Annotated in this window: 30 protein-coding genes; 3 read left to right on the plus strand and 27 right to left on the minus strand. The window is 64.4% G+C overall.

The window, feature by feature from the left end:
* The 11 genes from LPN03_RS16360 to LPN03_RS16410 form a co-directional block, all read right to left on the minus strand.
* Nucleotides 1-268 (minus strand): hypothetical protein (locus tag LPN03_RS16360; protein WP_262455096.1); only part of this gene is annotated, 268 nt, incomplete at its 3' end.
* A complete protein-coding gene (locus LPN03_RS16365; RefSeq protein ID WP_262455097.1) occupies nucleotides 265-1,434 on the minus strand; it encodes an alpha/beta hydrolase family protein in 1,170 nt (389 codons plus the stop codon). The genes LPN03_RS16360 and LPN03_RS16365, both read right to left, overlap by 4 nt.
* On the minus strand, nucleotides 1,431-2,420 hold the full coding sequence (locus tag LPN03_RS16370) for an MAB_1171c family putative transporter (RefSeq protein WP_262455098.1): 990 nt from the start codon (nucleotides 2,418-2,420) through the stop codon (nucleotides 1,431-1,433). Before LPN03_RS16370 ends, LPN03_RS16365 begins: the two co-directional genes overlap by 4 nt.
* Nucleotides 2,417-2,806: a hypothetical protein gene (locus tag LPN03_RS16375; protein WP_262455099.1), complete on the minus strand. Its 390-nt coding sequence runs from the start codon at nucleotides 2,804-2,806 to the stop codon at nucleotides 2,417-2,419. Before LPN03_RS16375 ends, LPN03_RS16370 begins: the two co-directional genes overlap by 4 nt.
* Nucleotides 2,807-2,926: 120 nt before the next feature.
* The gene (locus LPN03_RS16380) at nucleotides 2,927-3,367 is read right to left on the minus strand and encodes a hypothetical protein (protein WP_262455101.1); all 441 of its coding nucleotides are present in this window, start codon (nucleotides 3,365-3,367) and stop codon (nucleotides 2,927-2,929) included.
* 521 nt (nucleotides 3,368-3,888) lie between these two features.
* A complete protein-coding gene (locus LPN03_RS16385) occupies nucleotides 3,889-4,749 on the minus strand; it encodes a metal-dependent hydrolase (RefSeq protein ID WP_262455103.1) in 861 nt (286 codons plus the stop codon).
* Between the two features lie 65 nt (nucleotides 4,750-4,814).
* Complete coding sequence (locus tag LPN03_RS16390) at nucleotides 4,815-8,933, minus strand: FtsK/SpoIIIE domain-containing protein (RefSeq protein WP_262455105.1); 4,119 nt, start codon at nucleotides 8,931-8,933, stop codon at nucleotides 4,815-4,817.
* A 34-nt stretch (nucleotides 8,934-8,967) separates the two neighbouring features.
* Nucleotides 8,968-9,594, minus strand: a complete 627-nt coding sequence (locus tag LPN03_RS16395) for a nuclease-related domain-containing protein (RefSeq protein ID WP_262455106.1) — start codon at nucleotides 9,592-9,594, stop codon at nucleotides 8,968-8,970.
* Nucleotides 9,595-9,596: 2 nt separating this feature from the next.
* Nucleotides 9,597-9,752, minus strand: a complete 156-nt coding sequence (locus tag LPN03_RS16400) for a hypothetical protein (protein WP_262455107.1) — start codon at nucleotides 9,750-9,752, stop codon at nucleotides 9,597-9,599.
* Between the two features lie 46 nt (nucleotides 9,753-9,798).
* On the minus strand, nucleotides 9,799-11,196 hold the full coding sequence (locus LPN03_RS16405; protein ID WP_262455108.1) for a hypothetical protein: 1,398 nt from the start codon (nucleotides 11,194-11,196) through the stop codon (nucleotides 9,799-9,801).
* A complete protein-coding gene (locus tag LPN03_RS16410) occupies nucleotides 11,193-13,667 on the minus strand; it encodes a type IV secretory system conjugative DNA transfer family protein (protein WP_262455109.1) in 2,475 nt (824 codons plus the stop codon). Before LPN03_RS16410 ends, LPN03_RS16405 begins: the two co-directional genes overlap by 4 nt.
* Before the next feature lie 1,794 nt (nucleotides 13,668-15,461).
* On the opposite strand from LPN03_RS16410, the gene LPN03_RS16415 reads away from it, so the two are divergent.
* Entirely contained in the window at nucleotides 15,462-15,701 is a 240-nt protein-coding gene (locus LPN03_RS16415) for a hypothetical protein (protein WP_262455110.1), read from the plus strand.
* 79 nt (nucleotides 15,702-15,780) lie between these two features.
* On the opposite strand, the gene LPN03_RS16420 is transcribed toward LPN03_RS16415, so the two are convergent.
* The 13 genes from LPN03_RS16420 to LPN03_RS16480 all read right to left on the minus strand — a co-directional run bounded on the left by LPN03_RS16420 (nucleotide 15,781) and on the right by LPN03_RS16480 (nucleotide 21,210).
* Nucleotides 15,781-16,098 carry a hypothetical protein gene (locus tag LPN03_RS16420; protein WP_262455111.1) on the minus strand — a complete coding sequence of 106 codons (318 nt, stop codon included), beginning with the start codon at nucleotides 16,096-16,098 and terminating at the stop codon, nucleotides 15,781-15,783.
* Nucleotides 16,099-16,174: 76 nt separating this feature from the next.
* Nucleotides 16,175-16,474: a hypothetical protein gene (locus LPN03_RS16425; protein WP_262455112.1), complete on the minus strand. Its 300-nt coding sequence runs from the start codon at nucleotides 16,472-16,474 to the stop codon at nucleotides 16,175-16,177.
* Nucleotides 16,471-16,875, minus strand: a complete 405-nt coding sequence (locus LPN03_RS16430; RefSeq protein WP_262455113.1) for a hypothetical protein — start codon at nucleotides 16,873-16,875, stop codon at nucleotides 16,471-16,473. Before LPN03_RS16430 ends, LPN03_RS16425 begins: the two co-directional genes overlap by 4 nt.
* A gap of 70 nt (nucleotides 16,876-16,945) precedes the next feature.
* A complete protein-coding gene (locus tag LPN03_RS16435; RefSeq protein ID WP_262455114.1) occupies nucleotides 16,946-17,302 on the minus strand; it encodes a hypothetical protein in 357 nt (118 codons plus the stop codon).
* Nucleotides 17,295-17,429, minus strand: a complete 135-nt coding sequence (locus tag LPN03_RS16440; protein ID WP_262455115.1) for a hypothetical protein — start codon at nucleotides 17,427-17,429, stop codon at nucleotides 17,295-17,297. Before LPN03_RS16440 ends, LPN03_RS16435 begins: the two co-directional genes overlap by 8 nt.
* The gene (locus LPN03_RS16445) at nucleotides 17,426-17,773 is read right to left on the minus strand and encodes a hypothetical protein (protein WP_262455117.1); all 348 of its coding nucleotides are present in this window, start codon (nucleotides 17,771-17,773) and stop codon (nucleotides 17,426-17,428) included. Before LPN03_RS16445 ends, LPN03_RS16440 begins: the two co-directional genes overlap by 4 nt.
* Nucleotides 17,770-17,934, minus strand: a complete 165-nt coding sequence (locus LPN03_RS16450) for a hypothetical protein (RefSeq protein ID WP_262455118.1) — start codon at nucleotides 17,932-17,934, stop codon at nucleotides 17,770-17,772. Before LPN03_RS16450 ends, LPN03_RS16445 begins: the two co-directional genes overlap by 4 nt.
* 74 nt (nucleotides 17,935-18,008) lie before the next feature.
* Complete coding sequence (locus LPN03_RS16455) at nucleotides 18,009-18,386, minus strand: hypothetical protein (RefSeq protein ID WP_262455119.1); 378 nt, start codon at nucleotides 18,384-18,386, stop codon at nucleotides 18,009-18,011.
* Nucleotides 18,383-18,637, minus strand: a complete 255-nt coding sequence (locus tag LPN03_RS16460) for a hypothetical protein (RefSeq protein ID WP_262455120.1) — start codon at nucleotides 18,635-18,637, stop codon at nucleotides 18,383-18,385. The genes LPN03_RS16455 and LPN03_RS16460 overlap by 4 nt, the downstream gene beginning before the upstream one ends.
* 67 nt (nucleotides 18,638-18,704) lie before the next feature.
* Nucleotides 18,705-19,421 (minus strand): hypothetical protein, encoded by a 717-nt coding sequence (locus tag LPN03_RS16465; protein WP_262455121.1) that lies wholly within the window; start codon nucleotides 19,419-19,421, stop codon nucleotides 18,705-18,707.
* Nucleotides 19,422-19,430: 9 nt separating this feature from the next.
* Nucleotides 19,431-19,793, minus strand: a complete 363-nt coding sequence (locus tag LPN03_RS16470; RefSeq protein ID WP_262455122.1) for a DUF3846 domain-containing protein — start codon at nucleotides 19,791-19,793, stop codon at nucleotides 19,431-19,433.
* 53 nt (nucleotides 19,794-19,846) lie between these two features.
* Nucleotides 19,847-20,506 carry a hypothetical protein gene (locus LPN03_RS16475; RefSeq protein ID WP_262455123.1) on the minus strand — a complete coding sequence of 220 codons (660 nt, stop codon included), beginning with the start codon at nucleotides 20,504-20,506 and terminating at the stop codon, nucleotides 19,847-19,849.
* On the minus strand, nucleotides 20,503-21,210 hold the full coding sequence (locus tag LPN03_RS16480) for a hypothetical protein (protein ID WP_262455124.1): 708 nt from the start codon (nucleotides 21,208-21,210) through the stop codon (nucleotides 20,503-20,505). Before LPN03_RS16480 ends, LPN03_RS16475 begins: the two co-directional genes overlap by 4 nt.
* A gap of 127 nt (nucleotides 21,211-21,337) precedes the next feature.
* Between LPN03_RS16480 and LPN03_RS16485 the strand changes: the two genes are divergently transcribed.
* Nucleotides 21,338-21,991 carry a hypothetical protein gene (locus LPN03_RS16485; protein WP_262455125.1) on the plus strand — a complete coding sequence of 218 codons (654 nt, stop codon included), beginning with the start codon at nucleotides 21,338-21,340 and terminating at the stop codon, nucleotides 21,989-21,991.
* Nucleotides 21,992-22,142: 151 nt separating this feature from the next.
* Here the strand turns inward: LPN03_RS16485 and LPN03_RS16490 are convergent, their stop codons facing one another.
* Nucleotides 22,143-22,499 (minus strand): hypothetical protein, encoded by a 357-nt coding sequence (locus LPN03_RS16490; RefSeq protein ID WP_262455126.1) that lies wholly within the window; start codon nucleotides 22,497-22,499, stop codon nucleotides 22,143-22,145.
* Between LPN03_RS16490 and LPN03_RS16495 the strand changes: the two genes are divergently transcribed.
* The gene (locus tag LPN03_RS16495; protein ID WP_262455127.1) at nucleotides 22,498-22,623 is read left to right on the plus strand and encodes a hypothetical protein; all 126 of its coding nucleotides are present in this window, start codon (nucleotides 22,498-22,500) and stop codon (nucleotides 22,621-22,623) included. The genes LPN03_RS16490 and LPN03_RS16495 overlap by 2 nt on opposite strands.
* 19 nt (nucleotides 22,624-22,642) lie before the next feature.
* On the opposite strand, the gene LPN03_RS16500 is transcribed toward LPN03_RS16495, so the two are convergent.
* Together LPN03_RS16500 and LPN03_RS16505 are read right to left on the minus strand one after the other, a co-directional pair.
* Nucleotides 22,643-23,458 carry an ExeA family protein gene (locus LPN03_RS16500; RefSeq protein WP_262455128.1) on the minus strand — a complete coding sequence of 272 codons (816 nt, stop codon included), beginning with the start codon at nucleotides 23,456-23,458 and terminating at the stop codon, nucleotides 22,643-22,645.
* Entirely contained in the window at nucleotides 23,455-24,117 is a 663-nt protein-coding gene (locus tag LPN03_RS16505; protein ID WP_262455129.1) for a Mu transposase C-terminal domain-containing protein, read from the minus strand. The genes LPN03_RS16500 and LPN03_RS16505 overlap by 4 nt, the downstream gene beginning before the upstream one ends.
* Nucleotides 24,118-24,202: the final 85 nt, after the last annotated feature.

Below are 24,202 nucleotides of genomic sequence, written 5' to 3' on the forward strand. Positions count from 1 at the left end.
TTGGGACGGTGGGGGTGGTGGGTTCGACCCCTGGGGTGGTGGCGTTGTAGGGGTGTTTTGGTGGGAAGTGAGAGAAATGGATTTTTTCGGGTGTGATAACCTGCAAGAAGAGCGAGTTTCCGAGGGATAAATGCAGGGTTATCACAAACCCCGGAACCCTTGAATCCAGGTCTTCCTGCGTCGCACTCGCTGCTCCAACAATTTTCTCGATATACCTGCGCAATGGCCGCTGACGGCCTGATGCACTCTCGAAACCCAGGGGCCTCATGCCGGTGAATGTGGACCCAGGCCAATCTGATCGTGGAGCCAGCGTTCGACGGAAGACTCCCAGAGGCGGGCGTCCGCATTCCACTCCTGAGTGTGTTTCGCCCCGTTGAAGGTCACCACCGTCGTCTCGCCTGCGGTGCGCTGCCTGAATGTCAGACTGTCATTGTAGGGCGCGCTTCCATCGTCTTTGGAATGCAGGATGAGGGTCGGCTGCCTAATTTCAGGGGCCCGGCAGACCCAGTCCAGATGCTTGAAATCGATTGGTTCCGGTAAGCCCAGCCAGCGGCTAGGGAGCCTGCAGCTCATCAATGACAGGCCCGTCTTGACGGCCGCGCGCGGAAGGTGGCTTGCCCTGGCGTGGACGGACAAAGTTCCTGCCCAGTCAAGGACGGGGGCGATGAGAATGAGGCCGGCCACCAGGTCTTTGTACTTGGGCTGGACTGCCAGTTCCAGGGCCATGGTGGCACCCATTGACCATCCGGCCAGGATGACTTGCGAGGCTCCTCGCGAGGCTGCGTATTCCAGTGCTGCCGCCACGTCATCCACCTCGGTCTGGCCGAAGGTGTGTTTGCCGGCCGGGGTGTCACGCGCCTCCCTGTCGCCGCGGTAGGACACCAGGAGGGAGGAGGCCCCGGCGCGGGCGAATGCGGGGACCGTGCGTAGCCCCGTGGCGCGCTTGCCGCCCAGTCCATGGATGTGGATGACCCAGATGCCGTTCGCAACACCAGGGCTGCCTAGAGGCCCGTACAGCCAGGCCGGAGCCGGGCCTGCCGGGGTGGCGATGGACAGTTCCTGGAAGGGTAGCCCGAGTGCACTGGGGCCCGGGTAGGCGTAGCCGCTCCAGTACCCCTTTCTGGCACCGGCCAGGTCTCCGTAGTCAACGGACTCCACTGTGCGGGTGACGGTCCCGGAGGCCGGGTCGAGGCCGGTGATGGCGCCGATGCGCGCGTGGCCACTGTTGCCCTGGAAGTACAGGCTGAAGGTTCCGGGGGTCAACGTGTCGGGGGACTGCGCAAGCACCACCTGTCTGTCCGTGTAGGAAAGGATGTCCACACCCTCCTTGCGAGACTTCCATGGCGTGATGGCGCGGTTGGCGAAGTAGGCCCCGGCGGCAACTGTGGAGACCGCCGCGAGGCCTCCGGCGGCAGCTAAGAGAATGCCCCTCACTGGGCCAGGGCCTCCATTGATCGGGTGCGTCGCGGCGTCAGCCACAGCTCTGCAGCATCAATTTGGGCTAGGGCTGATTCGCCGAGGGAACTTTCAAGATTCGGCTCGCCGAGCAAGGCGTCGCGGATCTCGACGAGCATTCGATGAAGCCGGACCGTGTCACTGAACGCAGTGGTCCGGCTGCCGATTCTCATCTCGCGTCTGTTGTCCGTGGCCGTGTTCCAAATTGGCTCGATGGCCGAGACCCAGCGAGCTGCTTCCTTACGCTGTGATGTCCGGTGAATCTTGTTCCAGATGCTGGGCAGGGCCAGGCCGGCTGTGAGCACCAGGACCGCCAGGACGTAAATGTAGTCGTGCAGGAAGTTGGCGGCTGACAGATTGGCCAGGTCGTTGAAATGGCGTCGAACCACCCATTCAACCCCTAGGATTTCCGTGCAGGTCGCCAGGATGCAACCCAGTGCGGTAAGCAGGAACGCCGTGCGGAAGATGCGGGAGGACATCCGCCGGTAGTACTTCAGGCAGAAATATGATGTCATGGCCAGCACCAGGCTGGTGTAAGTGATTTCCACAATGGCATACCAGACGGCGCCAGTCTGGCCGCCATAGACCGTCGTGAAATGCTGCGCGAAGACGGGGGCATCAATGTGGGAGAAGGTGAACGCTTGGGCTGTCAAAACAGCCACCAGGGCGATTCGCGAGCCGCGCTCGATGGCGCTGAAGCGTAGGGGCTGGGCTGCCAGGAGAATGGATCGGGAGAGCAGGTAGACACCGCAGGAAAAGAGCAGGTGGCCCACCAGGTTGCTGGCGTTGTCGCCGCCGAGAAACTTGTCGAGGGGCCGTGCCACAAACTCGACGTCAGTGGTGAATGACAGGGCGAACGCCATCGAGCAGAGCAGGACTGTATGGTCCTGGCCCCTCCGATATGCGAACATTTTCACGACGGAGAGGGCCCATAGGGCGGCCGCGATAATGAGTGAGACGATCATCCAAACACACCTTCAAAGTTCTGTGGTTCCTGCGAACTGTCGTGAATTGCCTTGGCGAAGAGGTCCGCGAGCAGTTCCGCAGTGATTTCCTCCTCGCGCAGGAAATCGGAGCGTGCGAGGGCAGAGCGGACCCGCTCACCTGAAAGGTCCGGGAAGAGGGTGGGGGCATATTCGACTGATACCACGGTCTCGTCGTGCCGGAGAACCATGTGGGCGAGTTCGTGGAGGATGCATTGCTGACGATGCAGTGCCGACTTCGTTGGGGCATGGAAGACGAATTCGGTCTCGTCGGTGGAGAGCCATAGGCCGCAGGCCTTGGACCCGATCAGCTCGGCCATCTCGTTGATGACGATTTTTCGGCCGCGGTACTTGGCCACCCGCGTCATGAGTGCTTCCAGGGTGAGATGTCGGGGCAGCTCGATGGACCTAAGCGCTTGCTCGGCACGGATAAAGGAATTCCGGGGTGGTGCCAATGCGCGTAGACCTTTCAGGTGGACTTGTTCAGGTCACAGAATATCCGGTTTGTCCTCGCCCAATTGTTCATCAATCAGATCCCTGATTTGGAGCAGGGCCTCGGGGGAGAGGCCGTCAAGCTGTCGGGCCGCGAAGTTTCGCACTTTTTTAGCCCGCAACGTTGCCAGCAACTCCAGCTGGGCCTCCACGCGTGGAGGGAGGTCTTCATCAGACTCAAGGAGATAATTCTCGTTCACGCCAAAGAACTTGCTCAGGTTCTGAAGGAGGGCTTTCTTCTTGACTGCGGGCCCAGTCCCACTGCGCATGTAGTGCCATCTGGCGCGCGATAGAGGGGTCCCTGCCTCCGCCATGGCATCGCGTACATCGTTGAATTTCACCTTGCGACCCTCGGTTTCGAGGGTGTCCAAGAGGAGGTTGAGTTTTCTGGCCAGCTCTGCGCCAGGCGATTTCTCGCCTTGCTGGTCGGGTGTCATGCATGCTCCTTGCTGTACCGGACACTGCCGGCGTTGCCCCCCATGGTTTTTCAGCCACGAGTCTAGCAGATTGGACATGTACAGAAATATTGCTACGATCAACTCGATAAATTCGACATGTCCAAAAATGTGATGGAATTTTGACGAGTCCGGGGCATGCTCCGGCCTAACTCATGGATGAGAAGGGGGCAAGGATGCCGATCAGTACAGTGTGGAGTGTGCATATTTCCTGCGACGGCGTGTCTCAGGAATGTCCACATGATTCTAAGTTCATAACCGACATGCCTGTGAATGTGAGCATCCGGCTTGCCAGCAGGGCCGGGTGGAATATGTCCGATTTCACCCTGTGCCCGGGATGCGCACAACGCGTTCGTGCCCCCGACTTATCGCCTGCGGCTTCCTTGCCCGAGTGCAACCGCCACCTGGTCCGCAGGCGCCACCCCCGAGTGGCCTTGGGTAGTTAGTGACAGGCCCGCCCGAACACCGTATTGGTTGCTCGGGCGGGCCTGTCGGTTTAATCTCTACGATCCCAGCCCCGCTGCTGCGGCCAGGTTGCTCAGCCCGGCCTGACCCATGCCGATGATGGTCGTGCCAACCCCCACGATCGCATACAGGCCAATCGGCACCAGCAACAGCCATTCACGCCATGATCCGGCGTTGCCAAGCACGGGCACTGCCAGGTAGCCGTTCGGCTTCCACATCCACCTGATGACCGGCATGTTGTGCAGTGCCTTGGGTGGCTTGATCGTGAACGGCCAGACGAGGTTGCAACCCCCGGTGGTCATCATGTCGCCCAGGATGTGGACTATGACTCCCACGCCCATGGCAACAGGGAACCACGATTGTTCCTGGGGGGCGAACAATGCCACAAACGCCCCGACGGCCAGGCCCACGGCCCACGGAGACCGGCGCATTCGGTCCGGGATGATCTTCAGGGCCTTGGCGGCAAAGGCCACCAATAGGACGGACATGATGCCGGCGCCCGGGTAGATGGTGCCCAATGTGTGGGTGTCCATGGTCCAGAGCCCGGCAAGCCAGGCAATGGCAACGAACGCTCCAATGCCCAGCAGTGAGTGGGTCCCGTGTCTGTGCCCGCCAGCCACCTTGCCGACCCCGGCACACATGGCGTTGGAAAGCGGAGGCAGCGAGTGGGCGATCGTGGCGTTGTGGTGGTCGGCATCAGGTATGAGCGCGGCTCCTGCGGTGACGAGAGCCCCGGTCACCACCCCGACGGGGCTGATGTTCCACAGGCCAAGGCCCAAGTCGATGCTGGTCGGCCCCCAACCGAGCTTCTCGGCCAGCAGCGAGACGTCCAGGTGAGCGTGTGTTGTGAGCGCGATCCAGGCGGCGGCGCCGCAGGCGGCGTGATGGGCACCCATCATGGTGGCGGTCCTTTCAAGTGGGGGAGGAGGTTCTCACTTCCTATGTGTGCGGACGCGAGGCCGGCTCAGTCGAAAGGGTCTTCTTCATCGAGGATTGCCGTGCGTCGTGCCGGGACCTTGACCTGGAACGGGTCGTCCTCGCCGAGGGACGGCAGGACCGGGATCTGGACTGTCGGGGCCAGGAAAGGCTCGGGCACGTCGAATTCCATCGTGGGGGCCTCCTCCATCACTTCGGGGGCGTAGATGGCCGCACTGTCGGTGCAGAAGGACTCGATCGTCTGCAGTTGGCCGTCGGTCAGGCCGGTCATCGGATCGGCGGGGATGAGCAGGGCGTCCACGCCGGCGGCGGCGAAGGCTTCCCGGGCGATGTCCAGGAAGTCGACACCCAGCACTTCGTCCTCGGTGGAGAGCTCATCGTCGGCCCACACCACCTTGGTGACACCGGGGTGTGCTGCCAGCCAGGCCACGGCGGCGTCGATCTTCCACCACCCGTGGTCGCTGCTGGCAGCATCCAGCACCTCTGTCGCCCGGGGGAGCAGCTTGCCCAGATCGACGACAACATCCTCTCCACGGGAGGTCAGCCACAGCTGGTGGATGGGCAGGATAGCCAGTCGCTGTACGACGGCGGGCCGGTAGGTGATGGACGCCCCGCTGACGGAGTCGATGGTGATCGAGTCATCGACCCTGCCGAAGGCTGTGATCACGCCGTCAACGTCCAGCAGGATCGCCACGGAATCATCCACGGGCCCGACCGTCTCAGAGACCGCGTCGACCGGGTCGATGTCGACGACGGTGCCCGCCGTGGCGGTCGGTTCAGTGCCGGGTTCCACGTCGCCTTCACCGGTGTCCTCGTCGGACAGTTCGATCGCAGACCAGTCCAGGTCGTCAAGGCTCAGCTCGATCTCCCCGAGGTCGACGATGGCGTCCTCAGCGGGCTCGCCCGGGACGGCGGGGCGGCGCAGGTATGGTGTGATGTCTGGCTTGTCACCATCGGGCAGGTCGGGCAGGCGGGCCTGCAGCTCGTCCGTCAGCCGGTCCTGCGAGGCGTACCAGGTCTGGATGACGACGGCGGAATGGTCCAGGGGCTCCCACAGGCCGCGGCCCTTCGGGATGGGGTTGCCGACCGGGGGAGCGGAATCGAAGTCGCGAAGGGCCGACATGCGGTCGCCGCTGGATGCCGAACCGAGCAGGGTGCGGGCCAGGTTTGTTTTCAAGTCGCCGCCCCCTGGCACCGTGTCCAGCATCTTGGCCGAGAGCTTCTGGGTGCCGAGAAGCAGGTTCACGCCAGCGGAGGCCGCCTCGCGGGCCAGCTTGCCTGTGAACGTGCCGATTTCCTGCTTGGCGCGGTTGATGGCAATGATCTCCTCACGCATTTCCTCCTCCTCCTGGTCGTCGGAGGGCGGTGGCACAACCTCCTTTTGCATGAGGGAGGTGAATTCGTCGATGAGGACCACCAGTGGCGGGGGCGGGTCGGACAGCTCGTGGTAGGAGCCGACGCCCATGGCTGCGTTGACCTTCTTGCGTTCGGTGACGATCTTGTACACGGCCTTGAGCGTGGCGGCGGCCTCGAAGATGTCGACGGCGAATCCGGCGGCATAGTTGCGTGCAAAGACAAAGTCGGCGGCGGCTTTCATCGGGTCGATGATGAAGACCAGGGCCCCCTTGGTGAGCATCCCGTAGACGAATCCTTGGGCCAGCACGGATTTTCCGGACCGGGTCACACCGGCCAGGAGTGCGTGCGGGGAGGTGATCGGGTCGAACATGATTGGCTCACCCTCGACGCCCGTGGCGAAGGGGATGAGTTTGCCGGAGTTGTCCACGGCGTCGAAGTCGAAATCGACGCGCTCCGGCATTGGGTTTTCGGTGCAGGTCAGGATCCGGACGGTGCTGGCGGAGGAAGTTCGCTGAACATCGACGTACAAGTTGTCGGTGGCCGCCTTCAGCTTCTCTGTCGCGGCCTTGATCATCGTGTAGTCCAGCCCAGAGTTGGGTGGCAGTTCGAAGTCAAGAACTTGGACCTTGTCGTTGCTGGGCAGGTGGGAGACATTGGCGAGCTTGGGCATGAACCCGCCAATGCCGGAAACCTTGGAGTCCAGGAACGCCTGGTCCCAGTCGAGCGCAGCCAGGAGCTTCTCTTGCCGGGGGTTGGTGAGCTTCACCTTGGCTGGCTTGGCGCCGACGAAAATGGAGCAGCCGTCGGGGGAGTCGGTGATGCGAAGCCACTCGCTGGACCAGTGCTGGCGGATCTTTTGGGCGGCCCCGCGGACCTCGGCCAAGGTCACGCCACCGTAGAGGCGCAGGTCGATGCGCCAGATGTGTCGGCGGGACTCGGGCTTGGTCAGGCAGGTGACCGCAGCGACTTCGGGACGTTCGGCGAGGCGGGACACCCGGAAGGCGTGGTTGATGAGGCCGGCCAGCAGCCACTTGGGTGCCTCGGAGCCCGGATTCGGCGGCAGGTCGTCGGGCCGGGTCGGCACCGGCGTGTCCGCCCAGCACACCACAAATGCCTGGGGGTGGCGTTCTCCGGGGCGACGTCCGGGATCGTGGAAGCCAGTCATGGTGACGAAAGGTGCCGCGCCCAGGACGGTGGCCATTTTCGGTTCCAGGGCAAAGAAGTCGCTGGGCGGCATGCCCTGGCGGGTGACGAACGGGACGTAGTGGATGGTGGCGCCGCTTCTCAGCTTGGCGGAGGTGACGACGGGGTGTTGGATGACGGGCGGGTTGGTGCCCATCTTGCTGACCTCGGTCCAGCGCTGATCCCAGATGTCTTCGTCGGCGAGCTGCTGCATCGTCTCTGTGGTGACACCGGTGGACGGGTCCCACTGTGTGCCCGGGTTGAGAAGGTCGCCCAGGTAGAGGCAACCGGCCCCGCCCATGGCTCGGTGGTCAACCAGCGCATCGGTCCCGAGCAGGCCGGACAGCGCCCCGAGCCCGTTCTGGCGAACCCACAGGGGCGTCGGACCTTCCGGGAAACGCCAGGTCACGGCCCAGGCGTGGGGCCCAGGCGCCTGGCCGTCCGCGGCGGCGGTAAGCAGGTGGACGTCGTCAACCAGCGCCGGCGAGACCCCGCCCGCCCCTTCGCCAACCCATACGAGGGAAGAGCGAACAAGTTCGGCGACGACTTCCTTCGGGGTGGATGGGTCGGTGATGTCGGGGATTTGATCTGCCGGCCATCGGGCGATTTCGAACCGGCGCGGGTTGATGGTTCCGGGCACGGGCTGGTTGTTGGAGTCCAGGTCGGGCGTGCTGAGGACAGCGACCTTGACGCCGGAGCCAAGGGTGGGCACAATTTTCGGTCCCAGGCTGCGGAACACCATCGCTCCCACTGCTGCGGGGGCGTCGAAGGTTTCGATGATGGCCGGGCCGACTTCGCGGTGATCGAGCAGGCGCGGCTCGGGGTCGTGCTTGAGCATCGTCCAGCGCGGCTTCCAGTCCTCCCGGGCAGCAACGACGACCCGCCAGTGGTCCAGGGCAGCGGTCACCCAGGGCCTGGATAGGAACAGCAGGGGTCCGCCGCTCAAGCACAGTGCCCAGATGGCGGGTTCCGGGATGGCGGGGAGCCTGGCGGCAGCGGTCCCAAGGGGAATGAAAACGCTGGCGACGGTGCCGATGACGGCGCCCAGGAGGATTCCGCCGATGCCGAGTCCGATGACCTTGGGGGTCTGGGTTTTGGACAGGGCGATCAGGGAGTTCATCCGGGCGCCCGGGTTGTCGTCGTCGGCCACCACGGTGCGGCGGCGGCTGGCGGTGACCTGCATGATGGCGACGTACGCTGCGGCGGCGTTGATGAGCGGGCCCCAACCCCCGGTGTAGGTGTCGGTGACGGGAAGCAGCGACGCTGCGGCTCCGGTCCAGACGGCGGCGAGGAAGGGCAGGCGCAGGTTCAGTCCGGGAAGCCAGTCCAAGCTGGGGATCGCCAGTTTGTATTTGAGGTCTTCCCAGAACCGGAAGGTGTTCATGGCAGCTTGTTCGCCCGGGTGGCTCGGGGTTGGGTAGCCGCGGGAGTCCTTGCTGCCGGTGAACATCGCTGGCGGGTACATCCAGGCGTTGACGAGCAGGCCCGCCCACACCGCGAGAAGGCCGGGATAGCCGGGGTAGACGCCGTAGCAGGCGACGGCGGCCGAGATGGCGAGGATGAGGCCAGTGATTGGTTTGCCGGGGGCCTGGGTGCGCCGTGCCGCCATGGTTCTCCTTGGGTGGTGTTGTGCTGCGGGCCGCTCAGGCGAAGGCGTCGTCGTCCCAGCGGTCGCTAAAGGTGGGGGTGGCTGATGCGGCAATATGGGCGGGCCGGACCAGCAGTTCGCGGAGCTTGGCGACGATGGCCGGATCGGCCGGCTTGCGGACCAGGAATGCCTTGACGTTGGCGACCAGTGACGAGCCGGGCACCAGCTCGGCGCCGGGAACATTCAACATCCAGGTAGTCGGTGACTGGGCGGTGCGTGATGACCAGATAACCAGCCGCGGTGTCAGCACGTTCGCTCCGGTGCCGGCGAGGAAGCCGGTGATGGCCTGCTGGACGTAGCTTTGGTCCTTGCGGGTGTGGGGGACCTTCTCCCAGCCGCGCCGGTTCACTCCCAGGAAGGACCAGTAGAAGCCGGGCTTCCAGACTTTGGAGTCGAGGATGAGGACGTGGTTGCCGGAGACGACGATGTGGTCGATGTTGGCCTTGAAACCGGGCAGCGGCACCCGCAGGTCGTGAAGTATGGCGGCCTTCTTGGCGAAACCGCCCAACAGGGCTTCGGTCTTTTCCTCACCCTTGGCTCCGACCCGGGCCACCGCGTCGTTGACCGCCCAGGATGTGTCTTGCAGTCCGGTGGCCGCGCTCCCGTAAATTCCGTTGGACATGCTCAGCCCCAGATGGCGGTGACCAGGAACCAGATCCCGAGGAGGACCGCAATCCCGCCGAGCACCTTCGTGCCATTGCCGAACATCCAGTTGGAAATTTCCTGGCTGTCCTTGGTTCGGTCGTCGGAGACGCGCTCTTTCCAATTTTTCTCGCTCATACCCGGAAACATGCGTAGTTTTCGGGGACCGGGGCGCGGAATCGTGTCAGCTCTGGACCCGGAGTCGGCGGGGGAGGCGGGTGTCCTTGGCGAGCCCGACCCCCGCCCCCAGCGGCCGGCCGCTGCTGCGGTGTGCCCTGACCGGCGCCGGGTGAGGAACGGTTTCGCCGGACCGGTCCATCGGGGCGCCGAACAGGGCCGTGTGATCCCCGCGTCGCATCCAGTGGGGCGTGGCCGCCAGGGCCGGGGCGTTGGCCAGGACGGCGGTTGCGTCGAATGTTTTCCATGGGGTGAATGGATATTCGGTGAGCATGTGTCGGGACTCCCACTTGGCGGCTCCGGCGGCGTGCGAGGTGGCAAAGTCGGCGCGAAGCGTGAAGAAGTCCTCGCTGACCTCGTGCTGGGCGGGGAACCATTCCTCCCAGTGGGCGACCCCGATGCGGGCGGCGGGGGAGTCGGTGCCGGTGCCCGGGAATTCTTTGAGTACCTGGGCAATGGTCTTGTAGATGGCGTGGCGCGGGTCATCGCTCGTGTTCCGGGGCCGGTCCGGGTGCGGGGCAGCGACGAAGATGATGACGAGGCCGGAGGTTTCCAGGGGCCGGTCGTTGATGGTTTGGGCCCAGCGGCGGACCTTTTCGGCGAAGGATTTGGAGGCGGTGGCGGTGAGTTCATAGACGATGCGCAGTCCGTCGGTGCGGACGATGGTGCCGTCGGCGCGGCGGTTGTCAGGCTTTGCAACTTCCTTGCCGAGCCCGGTCCCGGCCAGCAGGTCCACGGAGGAGAATTTTTCGCCCAGGACGGTGCCGATGTCCAGGTATTCGGCGGCGCGCAGTGCGAGTTCGGTGGCGAGAAGGTTGTGGCGGTCGTACTGTCCGCCGAACGACCAGGGGTACCCGCCGGTGACGCTCACCCATTCGGGCCAGGTGAGTGTGGGGGTGATGAGCTTTTCGAAGGCGGCGGAGCTGCCGGGGCGGTAGAGCGTGTGTCGGTTCAGTCCGGGGCGGGGCTGGTGCAGGTTCGCGAACAGGCCGATGTCGATCAGGTCAATCGAGTAGGAGGCCGCGATCTGCGAGTAGCGGGGGCTGAGAAGGAGCTGACTGCCGGTGAGGGCTGCCATTTGTTCGGCGGACACGGTGCGCCAGGAATCCAGCACGCCCCAGGCTGCCAGGCGTTCGCTCCGACCGCGGCTGGAGGTGAGTATGGACATGGCCTTCTCCTCGCTGAGGGCGAGTCGGGTGTTGAACTGCTGGGCGTTGTGACGGCGCTGGCGGGTCATGGGCCCTGTGGACCACAGCGCCTGGGATCCTGGTGCCCAGAGTCGACCCCAGTATGGGTCCTGCCGGTTGTGCATGGTCACGTCATCGTCGGGGCAGTTGGATGGAAGCATGGAGGCGTGGATGCCGGCCGGCGCCTTGCGGCGGGCGGGAACGGTTGTGGCACTCACAGGGATGCTCCCATCGTCGGGTGGGCTGCAGGAGTGGGGTAGCCCTGGGCGGCAGGGTAGGTGGCCATGTCCTTCTCGAAGTTGGGGAGCTTGACGATAAAGCCGGGCTGGCGCCGCTGGGCGACGTGAGAGCGGACGACCACGTGGTAGGGCTCCAGGTGTTGGATGTCCTCGGCGGACCAGTCGCCGCCAGAGCCGACATTGGCGGCAACCTCGACGGCGGTGTTCACGTCGGTCTGGGCGAAGGACAGCAGGGTCGAGTAGGTGAGGAAGTTGTTGCGCAGCGTCGCGCCCAGTTGCTCGGGCCGCTGTGTGGCCAGGATGGCGCGGATGCCGTAGGAGCGTCCCTGGTCGCGAATCCAGGCGACCACTTCGGGGCTGGTGCCGGCAAGCAGGGCCAGCTCGTCGGCGAAGATGGTTACGGACCGACCCTCTTCCAGCCAGCCGGGGCAGTGGCGCATGATCGCGTTCTGCAGCCCGTACATGAGCAGTGAGGAAATCTGCTGGTTCTGGCTCTCGTCCAGGATGATCCCCGACGACGACGAGCCGGTGTTGACCACAATGGAGCGGTGGCCTTCAAGGACCTGGGCCCAGGTGATCTTGCGCCGGGCAGGGGACCACCAGTCTTCCAGGGCGAGGAGTTGGCTGATCTTGTTGCGCGGAGCCTCCAGGAAGGACCGGCGTGCCGATTCAGTGCGCCCCTCAAAAAGGGAGGCGAGGGCGACGGTGGCCAGGTCAAGGTCTTCATTCGGGGTGTCGCGTTCACGCAGCCGCTTGGCCAGGCCCTGGATGCCGTTCCACAGCTCCACCCCGACGGCGTCCGAGTGTCCGCCCAGAAGCAGGTGGGCGTAGAAAATGGGGGACTGTCCGGCCGGGATGAGGCGTTCGTTGCGGTCCTCCATGAAGGCCAAGACATCCTCGGTGACGGCCAGTGCGCCGGTAAGGACGGAGACAAGGGTTTCGTAGGACCGGTCGCCGATGGCCTGGTCACCGAAGGCGTAGCGCATGGCGTTGGTGAAGAAGTTCGCCTTGGCCGAAATGCTGCCGGGGACGGCGAAGAGGTCGATGGCCGGGGTGGTCTTGTCGGCGACATCAATCACCAGAATCTTGTCCCCCATGGTGTGGGCCCACTGGACGTATTTGGGCACACCATCGCCCTTGGATTCGAAGGCGATAAGGGTGTTTCTCGTCCCCGGGTAGCCGGGACGGCCGCAAGGCTGGACCCGTTCCAGGCAGTGCCAGCCGAACAAGGAGCGGACCAGCAGTGACTTGCCAGAGCCGGCACGGCCGACGATGGCGGTCCCCATGCGCAGATCATCTGCGGAGAGGAAGGCGTTGCCATCGTCGTTGGTGCCCAGGAATGGACCGATGGGTTGGAGCATGACAGGCGGGGTGGAGCGGGCCTTGGTGCCGGCGACGCCGGAGATGGCGCCGGCGTGCGGGGAGACCATGCCGACGATGACATTGGGGCCGACCATGAAGGCGTCATGGGCGAGCGGGTAGTCGCCGTCGAAGGCTGGAATGAATCGCTCGAAGGGAATGCGGTCCCCGTCGGCTCCCTTGGTGTGCCCCTTGACGACTTTTTCCCGGTGGGGCGGCTTGGGCGGTCCATGACGGCTGGCCGGGTGGGGGAACTCGGAGACGGCGAGGCGGGCGCGAAGTTTGCGGTCCGGGGACTTGACCAAATTGGTGGCGGCAGCGACCCCCGCTGCAGCCATCATGGCCGCAGTCCCGAGTGCGTAGGGAATGGCCGGAGTCAGCTGTGCCAGGATGGCCGGGTCCAGGTGTGGCGCACCGATCAGCGTTGCCAGGGCGAGCAGGAGTCCGGCGGGAAGCCCAAGCAAGGCACGGTGGAAGCGTCCGGGAAAGTGGACGCGGGAGTCCAGGTCGAAGCCGGGCAGCCCGGCCGTCACCTGAAGCAGAAGGGAGTCAACTTCGGCGCGGCTGGCACCGCCCGCGATCATGGAGACGACGACGGCGTTCGGGGAGGTGGAGTGGTGGGTGGGCACGGCGGTTCCGAGCCGATGGGCGAGCCAGGGCGTGTAATGCTTGCGCTCCCTGGTTGTCGGCTTGCGCATGGTGACGGACACCCAGGAGCCCTCGGGCATGGCGGTGGCCAGCAGGCGCGGCAGTTCGGTCGGATCGATGCCGGCTTGTGTTTCGCGAAGCGCCGGGGACGGGTGGTAGGTGAGCTGCCCGACCACTGGGGTGGCACCGAGGTCGTCGGGAAGTTCGGCCGCTTCGGCGCGGGCACCCACGGTTTGGGCCAGGTGGAGTGCGGCGTTGGAGCCGACAGCTTTTTCGTCCAGGATCAGGTAGCCGTTGAGCCCCGTTTTTTCACGACGGGTCAGCAAGGTGGCTGGTCCGGTGTTGGCGACGGCGGAGGCGAAAGTGCCGGCCCGCTGGGTGAAGGTGGTGGGATTGGTTTCGATGCCGCCGGCCCGCGCGAGGCGGAAAATACGTTGCTCCATGCCCTAAAACATGCGTAGTTTTGGCCCCTTTTGGCGGCAGGCCCTCCATCCGGGGTTTTGCAGGCAGTGACATTCCCGGATTCTGTGGAGATTTCCCCGAAGCCCCGGAAGCGGCTCCCGGAACGGCCCCGCCAGCTTCCCTTCGGTCAAAACACCCCAAGGGCGTGGCTTGTGTGGGATATGAGGTTGCTGCGGGCCGTAGGCCATTCTCCCCTTCGGGGCCCACAAATCCTTTCACTTGTACTGTGTCCGGCTCCCGGCCAGGAAACGCAGAAAATGACCCACAATTTTCCGCAAGTTCCGCGCCTTCGCCTCCACGAGCTGGTGGGTCGCCGACACGTCGCCTGCGGCGGGCCTTTAATGGCCTGCGGCCCGCAGCGGGTGCCACCTCGGTTGGGTTGTTGATGTCACGTTGTTTGGTGGTTGGGGGAGGCCTGCGGCCGGTGGGGTGGTGGTGCGGCTGGCGCTGTCTTCGTTCGTCGGGTGAAGGCCTTCGGCCAGGGGTGTGCGTGGTGGCGCAGGTGGTTGTCCCACCAGGGGAGGCCTGCGGCCGGCGGGTTGCCCATCACGTGCTGTTGGGCGTGCCGGAATTCGTGCCGGGCCCGTGACGGCAGCTTTTCGTTCCGTTGACATCACGCCCCCGCACTGTTGGCCGTAACGATGGCGTGACGGATCGAAGCGTTTCGAATCGTCCACCGCAGCGCCAGCGTCACGGTACCGTGAACGGAACGCCCGGCGCAGCGGGCAACGATGCGTCAACGATACGGGCACCGGACAGCCAAGCCAGGCGGGAACGTCCCGGGGCGAAGCCCCTGACAGCCCACACACCGGCAGCGAAACGACCAACCCCGGCCAGGGCAATCCCCGGGGCGAAGCCCCTTTCACCCGCCACCAACCTTCAGCAAGAAACGAGGACACCGCCAAGCACCCGCCCGGGGCGCAGCCCCTGAGAACAAGAAGCACAGCGACACGGCAGACGCACCGTCCAGCGGCGAAGCACCCGGGACAGGGCAAGGCGCCGGCAGGGAGGAGGAAGGGAGCGCAGCGAGCTACGACGAACCGGGCAGGCGACGGCGCAGCCGTCAGCCACGAGACGACAAGCAAGACGAGAACGTACCGGACAGCGAGGCGAAGCCGGGGGAGCGCAGCTCACCCACAGCCAGCGACACGGCAGACACAACGACAGCGGCACCGCGGCGCAGCCGCTGGCCCGCGCAGCGGGCCCTGGAGCGAAGCGACAGTAGAAGGCACAAAGCTCTTCGAGACGAGGGTTGGCAAAAAGCTTGGCGGGAAGATTGCGTGACGGGAGCGCAAAGGGGCGAGGGGCGAAGCCCCGAGTCCTCTTAATATGCCGCCCACACTGCCCCGGCAATTTCTGACCCGTCCGCACACAGCCCCCGGGACGCTCGGCGATCGCCGGCGACGGCGCTATCGCGCCACAACGACCCGCAGCGGCGGGCCGGAGGTCACCGGTTGAGAGGGGTGCATCTCATTCCTGGGTGGCCGGAGGTCACCGGTTGAGAGGGGTGCATCTCATTCCTGGGTGGCCGGGAATGTGAAGCTGGACGGATCGACCGGGCACGGGGTTCGTGGTCAGCCGGTAGGGGCACGATCAATTTCGTTGACCGGTTGTCGACTGCTGCACCGGTGCTTCGGCTCAGGCCGCGAGATGTAGCCATTTTTGTGCCCAAGTTTCGTTTACGACCACAACGATGTCGGCAGCGCACGCCCTCGGAGCTTCAACGGCGGGCCTTGGTGTCACACCAGTTGCGGGGTGCCGGTTAACCTTGAATCATGATCGATCTGGACGCCGCCAACCATGTCGCAGCCGTAGTGGACTATGAGGCAAAACTGTTGGAGTTGAACAAGCACGCACACGCGACCGCTGTCCGGCTGAACGACTACATCGCAACTGACTGGGAGCTGCATCTGGACGGCGCCGTGCGGGCGGCCCGGCGGTGGAAGGAAGCCCTGGTCGAGGTGGAAGCGGCACGTGTGGGATTGGGATTAACAGACGGAGAAGTTGCAAGCTGAAGCCAGCGATGGAAAGTGCGTGGCCAGTGACCTGCAGCCGCCCATTGTTGGTGGAGCTGACACTCGGCCTGCATAAGGTTCATGCGGCGTCGGGCCCGTCCCAGGAGCGGGCGATCGCCGTGAGCTTGCGGATGTCGAAGACACCGGCGTCGAGGTGGCCCATGATTTCGAAGTCGACCCCGGGCCGGTCCACGATGATGGCGACGGCGTCCAAGTAGGCGTGGGCCATGGTGCGGTGGTGGCGGTTGGCGATCGTTCCGGGGTTGCGGACCGTCGCGGCACGATGCGCGACGACGGCCTTGCGCAGGAGCTCGTGGAGTGCCTTGTCGGCCACGTCCATGGCCACGCGGATGTCTCGGCTGCGCTGTTCCGAGATGGGGAAGGCGAGAACACTCATAGCGGGCTCCTTCAGGATCGACTTCGTTGATGTACTCAGCCAGTGTGCGGCTGGAAACTTTCCGCACAACTGCCAGCTAGTATCCCCAGTCCTGCCACATCCGGAGCACCTTGCGTGCGTGCCACTGGACTTTCCACAGGAGCCAGGCCGGGTCCAGCCACCGCAAGACGAACGGGATCACGGCGGTATTGCATTCAGGGCAGCGAAGCACCACCCAGTGGGGTTTGTAGAGTCGCTTCCAGTCATCGCTGTGCCTGCTGTAGGCCACAGCCAGTGAACCAGCCCGACAGATCATTTCGTCGATGCCTTTGAAGGCTGGCCCGGACTGCGCCGGGCAGCGGAAGGGCTTGTCGTAGTTGGCGCGCATGATTTTCACAGAGCTGCCTCCTTGGCAGAGGGGCGGGCAGGGTGGTTGGTCTCGTAGGCCTTGGCCGTAGCAGCCTTCTTGGCCCGGTGCACCTGGACGCTGTCGGGCATGTCGCCCTCGCCCGGGCTGCCGTCAAACTCTTCGACTTCCTGGCCGGGCATCCCGTGTTCCTCGCAGGGGCGCTGACCGGCCCAGCCATGGTTGCGGCAGTACGGATCGTGGCTTCCGTAGTCGTCGCAGGTGCAGCAGTAGCAGTTGGTCCTGGTGAAGTCCCACGCTTCGGCGGTGACTTTGCGGATCCGGATTCCGCTCGGGTCCTTGAGGGTTTCTGTCCAGGACTCGGTGCCGTCCGGGCCGGTGGCCAGGTCGGTGATGACAATGTCGCGGCGGGTCACAGTGCTGCCTCTCATCCGTGCCGGCGGCTCCGGCGTTCACACCCCATGTGTACGGCGGTGCGGGGATTCTTTCCGCCGCGCGGTCTCATGGCGCCGAGGTCCGGGTCAGTCGCAGCCAGGAGACGGCACGCGACGGAATGCCGATCGCAATGCGGTCATGAGCTTCATGGATGGCCGCGTCCCGGTCATGCATCCGCCGGGGATGGACGCCGCCGGATGCGTCGAGGGACTCCACTCCCCACTCCACGGTGCCTGCCTTCTCCAGCGCGTCCAGCACGGCGCGGGCTTGGTGGGCCACGTGCAGGTCATCGGGCAGGTCGGCGCCCAGGGGTGCTCCACACGAACAGGACCAGGCGCCATGCTCAAGCTCTGCGAAAGCGTGGGGCCTGAGCGACTCCGCGATGAGTTCCACAAGGTCAGGTGTGACCACGGTGTCACTCATCGTTATGGTCCTCCGGGTGGTCAGTCACCAGGGAGCCACCGTGGCGTACAGGGACCGCGGTCCAGTCCACGGACCCGTCCGGGTGTTCAGCGTCCTTGGCGGCGATGCAGTCGGTGAGGTAGCTCATGAGTCCTTCCCTTGGCATCGGTCAAGACTGGCCATCGCCTTGTCGATCAGCTTCGGCTCGGCCAGGAGGTCTACGACTTCTTGGATGGCCGCCCGGTATCCGTTCCAGTAGGAGGTGGCCAGGTTCGGTTCTGCGGGGGACGGCGGGATCTTGCTGGCAGATTCAGCGACCGCCCCTGCGAGCCATTTGAAGCCCGACCGAAGTGATTCCACCTGGAAGTCCGAGGCGACGGCGGCCAACACGGCGCCGGCGATGTTCCGCTGCCTGCCACCGACGAACGGCACATTCTGAGCCGCGGCGACTGCCTTCTCGGCTGCATGGATGACGGAGGCGGGGATGGTCATGTCTCGCTCGCTTTCGGGTAGGGGTTGGCGTAGTTGGTGGCACCGCTCGTGCTGGCGTAGACACCCTTTTCCCATGCGTCGTGCAGCGAACCAATGCCGGCCCCGGTGAGGGCTTGGGCGATGGGTTCGCACGCCCGGAGGCAGTCGTCGCATGCGATCACTGGGCCGCCTGAATGGGTTGGGCAGTGGACGCCGGCGCGATAGAGGGCCCGCGCGAGCAGGATCTCCCTGTCCGTCATACTGCCGGCTCCCAGAGGACGGTGGCGGTCCCGTCCTTCGACGTCCAGCGGAGGATTGCCTCAGCGGGTTGGGTGACTTCGCCGTCGTCCCTGTCGGAAGGGTCCAGCTCCATCCAGCCGTCCTCCCACTCCTTGCGGAAGACCGTGGGGTAGTCGGGGTTGGTGCTGGGGGTCGAGATCAGGGTCCCGTCCGGCAGGGCCTTGAGTTCTTCCGCGGTGATGAGGACCCGGGCCGCCTTTACGGTGAGCACGTCTTCCAGGGCGTTGACGACATCCCAAGCGGCATCCTCGAGGTCGGACAGGACGAAGCTGTGATTGAAGTGGGACTGAATCTGCGGAAAGACCCGCGCGTACAGTTCGTCCTTGGTGGTCATCGTGCTGCCTTTCGGTACGGGTTGCGCTGCTTGTTGCGGGGATTCTCGACATGGAAGCAATGGGTGTGCCCTTCGTCCCAGGCGTCAGCCTTGGCGCTTTCGAGGGCGGCATCGAATTCTGCCTTGGCGGCGTCCCTGATGGCCCACCAGTCCTCGGTGGAGCGGCCGGGAACAGTGTCCTGACGCAGGGCATAAGCCAGGCGGGCGGACTCCAGCACCTCGGTGGTGTCAGGTGTCGTTGTCGTGGTCATGGATGCCTCCAGGTTTATGCCGGCGTCTCCGGCGTCTGGACGGCATGTGTACGGCAGGCGGCGTTTGTTACCGACCGTTGTTGTCCATGCGTTGGAGGGCCAGGGCGGCCCCCTTGTCGTCGTGCATGCGCCCGCCAGCGATGATTCCTGATGGCGCCCATCCCGATTCGACCAGGGCCTGTGCCTCGGCGGGTGTGAAGCCCGTTTCTGCCATGTGCCTGGCCAGCTCGTCGCCCGTCGGGAAGACCGGCGACACGGGGGAGCCGAGGGTGATGGTTTCCCATAGCTGCCATCCGGGACCGCTCGGCGGCTCGGTGGGCGTCCAGCCTTCTGTCTCGGGGTTGGTCAGGTGTCCTTTGCCTTCGCAGTCCTTGCACCAGCCCCAGGTGGGGCCGACGCCGGATGCTTTCAACAGGCCTTTTAGACTGGCTCTGTCCAGCCCTCTCCAGTGGGTCAGATCGGAGACGGGAAGCCCGGTCAGGCCGGTCAGGAATTCGAGGATGTCTTCACTGGGGCGGCGAAGGGTGGCGGACATGTATTCCGTGGGCTTGTTGCGAAGGGCGGACAGGTAAGGGTGGATGGGCCGGTCCCGTCGCTGTTCCACAATGTCCTCGGCGAGCATGTCCCTGAGTTCACCGAGACGGTACAACCAGGCGAACGCTCCGGTGTCGCCGGAGCCCTGGCAGGTGGTGCATGTTGGCGACGGGGGCATGGTGTACCCGGCCCAGGCCTCGTTGAGGGGCTGGGTGAAGTCGAGGGGTACGCGCATGATCTTGTAGCTCATGGCGGAGTCTCAGCCGTTGGCCGCGGTGGCGTGGTCGGCGTTGCAGTGTTGTTGCAACCAGGAAGCCTCGTGCTGGGGCAGGTCGGTGTCGTAGCCTTCCTCGTCGCAGGGCCCGACAAAGAGAATGTCGCCGACGATCACATCGGTGGGAAAAATTGAGCTGGTGGACAGTGCGATTGCGGTGGCTCGGGGGTTGAACGGCATGCCGAGGAGCTTGCCTTCTTCGCAGAGGTAGGCGTTGATGTCATGGTCCCGGATGCCAATCATCTGGATGTACCCACCGACGGCGTCTTGGATCGCCTTGAGCCCCGGATCGATATCGATGACCGTAGGGGCGGTTTCAGTGTTGGACGGGATGAGCAGTGCACGCATGATATTTCCTTTGACTGATGGACTTGATGGACACCATGTGTGCGGATGCGGCATTATCGGGTGCTGTCGTTGACAGCCAGGTGCAGCCCGCGGGCCCTCGTGGCATGTTCCAGGTCGGCGATTGTCTTCGGTGGCCCCATGATCAGCAGGACCCCGGCGGCTCCTCGCTTCACCAGGATGAGGGAGAGTTCATCGGCAAACGTCCACGTTGATTCGATGCAGTGCCGGGCGTCGATGGTGGCATGGCAGCCGGGGGTGATCCTTGCTTCGGTGCTGAGGCGGCGGGCCAGTGCCCGACTGCCGGCGATGCGTGGCAGGATGAGGCTGATCGGCTTGGGGTTTTGGCCGTGCCGCCGCCGGCGATCTTCCCTGGCAACGCGGCGGGTCATGGGCGCCAACACGCCTGGGGCCGGCAAGCTGTCCAGTGCAGCTCGCAACTCGATGATCCTCGCCTCGTGCTTCATGATTTGGTCGGCAACAAGCATCGGGTCACGAACCAGGCCACGGGCGGCCGCTGCCTTGCCGGTGCGAAGTTCTGCAATGATCGCCCGCCGGGTGGCAATGGCGCCCTTGAGCCGGCGTTTGGTCTGCGCCAACGCCGAAGCCCCGTCGTCCTCCAAGTCATAGAGATGGGCACGCTGGTCGGCGCGCTTTACCCGATTGACCAGGCTCTGACCCCGTGCGACGTCTCCCCGGGGGTCCCAGACGTTCATGCGGACACTCTGGTTGCGATGTAGTGGCTCAGTCCGGCGACGCGGGCGGCCACGACCTCCTCCGATTCGAGGACCTGGACGGTGCGGCTCGGGTGCGCATCCAGGGGGTGGGGGATAACAACGTGGGCCTTGGTGATCAACCAGCCCTCGGACAATCCGCGCGCCTGCAGTTCCCGCCAGGCTCCAATTTCCTGGCTGATAGGCTCCCATTCCTCATCGGCGTAGAGATCGCGGATTTCAACTGTCCGACGTTCACGGTGGGCTGGGGCGTTCCAACGCTCCTCGGACTCCGCCCGCGCCCGCGTCCGGACGGATCCCCAATCCACGGCGACGGTGACCTCGGCCCAGGTGTGCAGCAATTTTTGGGCATCTCGGATCTTGTCTACAGTGCGCTGGACATCGGAGGCGAGGCGCTGGTTCAGATACTTCATCCGGGTGTCGTAATCGTCGGCGGGCTCATCCACTGAGACGCGGCGTGTGGGGTGCTGGCGGTCAGTTCTCGGGTATACCGTCTGCTTGCCCCACACCGCCCGCCGGAGCCAATTGTCCCGGAGGCCCCGTGCGGTCAATTCCACGTACTGATCCTGCAGCTCAAGAAACGTGTCACGTTCCGAATCGCCCAGGGTATCGGGAACGGTGATGAGCTGGGCGACAGACATCTCGGCCAGGCGGTGCTTGATGGCAAGTTGTTCAAGGGTTGGCACGGATTCTCCAAAAAATTGGGTGGATTTGGAGGTCATGTGTGCGGACAACGAAGGCTTGGCCTTCGAGGGACGCGTAATGTCGGCAAGCAGGTTGCCTGGCACAGAAGGCCAGCCCATAATTTGGCTCATGGGATACGAGGCAAAGTTGATGGCAGCAAAGGCGAAGCGGCGCAGCTCTGCTTACCGCATTCGACGCCTCGGAGGCGTGAGGGACCAAAAGCCAACGCGCTGGGTGAAGGCCAGTACCGCACTTTGGGGAACATTGTTGACATTGCTCATCACCGGCGCCGGAGTCTGGGTTGCTTATCTGGGCGTGCAGCAAAACATCGAAGCGAACGCGATAGCTAGAGACCAGTACGGACTGTCTTTGAAGGCGTCCACCGCTTCATCTTCGGTCGCTCCGCTGGCACCCGAGATGCTTTCTGACGGCAGGATGATTTATGGGGGCAAAATTTGGGGCAGCGCACCGGAGTTGGCCAGTGGCTACACAGGCCCTGTCGCCGATACGGCAGTCGGCCCATCCCCAAAGCCGACATCAACCCGGATCAACGGGGTTGGTGCTGATACTGCGGTCGGCCCGCCCGCAGCTGCAGGCGCTATGCATTTCAACACGGCGGCGACTGGCAACAGCCAATGGCTAAGCCCGACCAGACTCGCCTTCTTTATCGCTTCCGCAGTGGCGATCCTGGGGACCGCCCTCTGGTTGTTCTTGAGGTCTTCGAGCGTCTACGTCATCAACACGCCGCGCGGCAAAAAACAGATCCTTCGACGGGCTCATTGATTCGCCACCCAACGTCAGTCTGTCCAGAATTTGCCGGTGGTGTAGTGAGGTTTCGGCTCGATGCCACGGCGCAGCAGCCGCCGCGCCATCCTCCGTGTCCAGCGGTGGGAGTGTCGCTCGGAACCGTGGAAGACGGTCCACTTCCTGGCCATCAGTTGGCCCCTTCCCTGTTGGCCGCGAGTCTCTCCTGCCATTGGGCCCAGGTATGGCCGTTGATGGTCACCGTGTCGGCAAATGCCCTGCCCAGCCCGACGGCTTCGGCCAGCGGGAACCGGGTTCTGGCCTTGAACTCGCCTGTCCGCGAGGAGGGCATCGACTCGTATACCCAGCCTTCGCCATCCCAGCAGCTGCCTTTGTAGAGGACCGCGTACCGGCCCGGGGAACGGGATGAGACCGTGACGGTGAAGAGGTCCACGTCGGGCTGGCCACGCTCGGCGCCGGTTGGCAGGAATGCGAACTCGGTTGCGTGCTCGAGCAGTTGCTCGGAGGTGAGAACGCTCTTTTTCATGCTGCTGTTGACCGTTGCGTTGTTTGACGATGGGGCCGCCGCCGGGCTTGACGACGAAGAGGGTTTGAAAGCGCCCCGCCAGGATGTTCCTGGCGGGGCGTTCGTGGTCATGGTGGCGGCGTGATTGTCTTGGCTGCCGGTGGTTATTCGCTGAATTCACTGACTGCTGATTGTGCTGCGGATTGGTCCACGATCGCGCTTTTTGTTGAGCGGGTGGCCATGAGCGCGGCGAGGGCGAGGTTGTTGATGGTGCGGGGGTAGCCGCGGGAGGCTTGGTGGATGGCGGTGATGGCGTCTTCGGAAAAGAGGGGATCTGATCGGCCGGCGAAGCCGAGGTGTCCCTTGATGTAGGCGCCGGTGTCCTCAAGGTTCATGCCGCCAATGGTGAACCGTGTGCCGATGCGTTGGTCCAGCGCGGCCATGACCGCCAGTTTCAATCGTCTGCGCAGGGTGGGCTGGCCGATGAGTAGCAGGGCGAAGTGCGACTCCGTATCCATCGAGACGTTGCTGAGCATCCTGAGTGCTTCGAGGTCCTCATTGGAAAGTAGATGTGCCTCGTCAATGACGATTACCGGCAGGCGGGAGCGTTCGTCGAGTTCCCCGGCGAGCAGGGACGCTGTCTGGGCGGCCAAGGCTCCGGAGAAGAACGAGGGTGTGGCTCCGAGCGCGGTAACGATGGTCGAGCGGATCCCACGGATCCCGATGGTCGGGTCCGGGATGTAAATAATTTGATGCCGGGCCGGTTCCAGCTGCGCCAGCGCGGCACGGGCCGCAACGGTTTTCCCTGCCCCGACTTCCCCGGCGATCACGCCCATTCGGCGTTGATCGATGCACCAGGAGATGCGTGCAACGGCCTCGCGGTGCCCGGGGTGCTGGTTCAGGGCCGCCGGCGGGATGTCACGGCCAAAGGGCATGCGGGTGAAACCGAAATAGGATTGCAGGGTGTCGATCTGGCTCATGACTGCTCCGTGCTCGTAGCGGGCTGGGGATGATTCGTGGTGGTGTGGTCGTGGAGGTCGGCGAAGCTGATCGGGGCGCCGGTGAGGGACGCGCGGTGCCGGGTCGCGACCAAGTCCAGGTAGTTGATGCCCGTGTTGATGGTGGCCGCGGTGTCGTTGTCCTTGACGGCGTTGGTGACTTTGGCATGCACGTGCCGGCCAATATTGACGGGTTTCGCGGTCCCTGCAGGATTACCTTGGTGGTTGTTGACCGTGATTTCCGAGTCGAGGTCGAAGGGGTCATACACCAGCTCCACTGTGGTGCCGGCCAGCAGCGGGTCCACTTCGTAGCTATTCGAATGCAGGGACACGGTTCCGGTCTTGCTGACCCTGCGGGTGTCTGACCACAGGAATGCTTGGCGGATGGTTTCCAGGGGCTGACGCACGGGGGTGCGGTGTTCCCAGGACGCTTCCCACCGGGCCAGGGGTGTTTGCCCGGTACTGCTGTGTTGCTGGTGGTGGTAGACCATGTTCACCCATGCCGTGAACAACGTGTTCAACTCTTCCACGGAGCTGATTTGCGAGCCGGCTGACGGGTCGGTGCCCGGGAGCATGGGCGTGTCGGTGACGGTGATTTCGCCCAGGAACTGGCTCGTGACAGTGTTGGTAGGGTCGGCCACGCGGCGAGGTGCCCCTGATGGGGTCCTTTTCCGCGTGGCCTCCCTCCGAACCGGACGTGCCAGTTTCCCGGCATCCGGCTCTCCT

The sequence above is a fragment of the Arthrobacter sp. A2-55 genome, from assembly GCF_025548615.1.
Lineage (GTDB): Bacteria > Actinomycetota > Actinomycetes > Actinomycetales > Micrococcaceae > Specibacter > Specibacter silviterrae.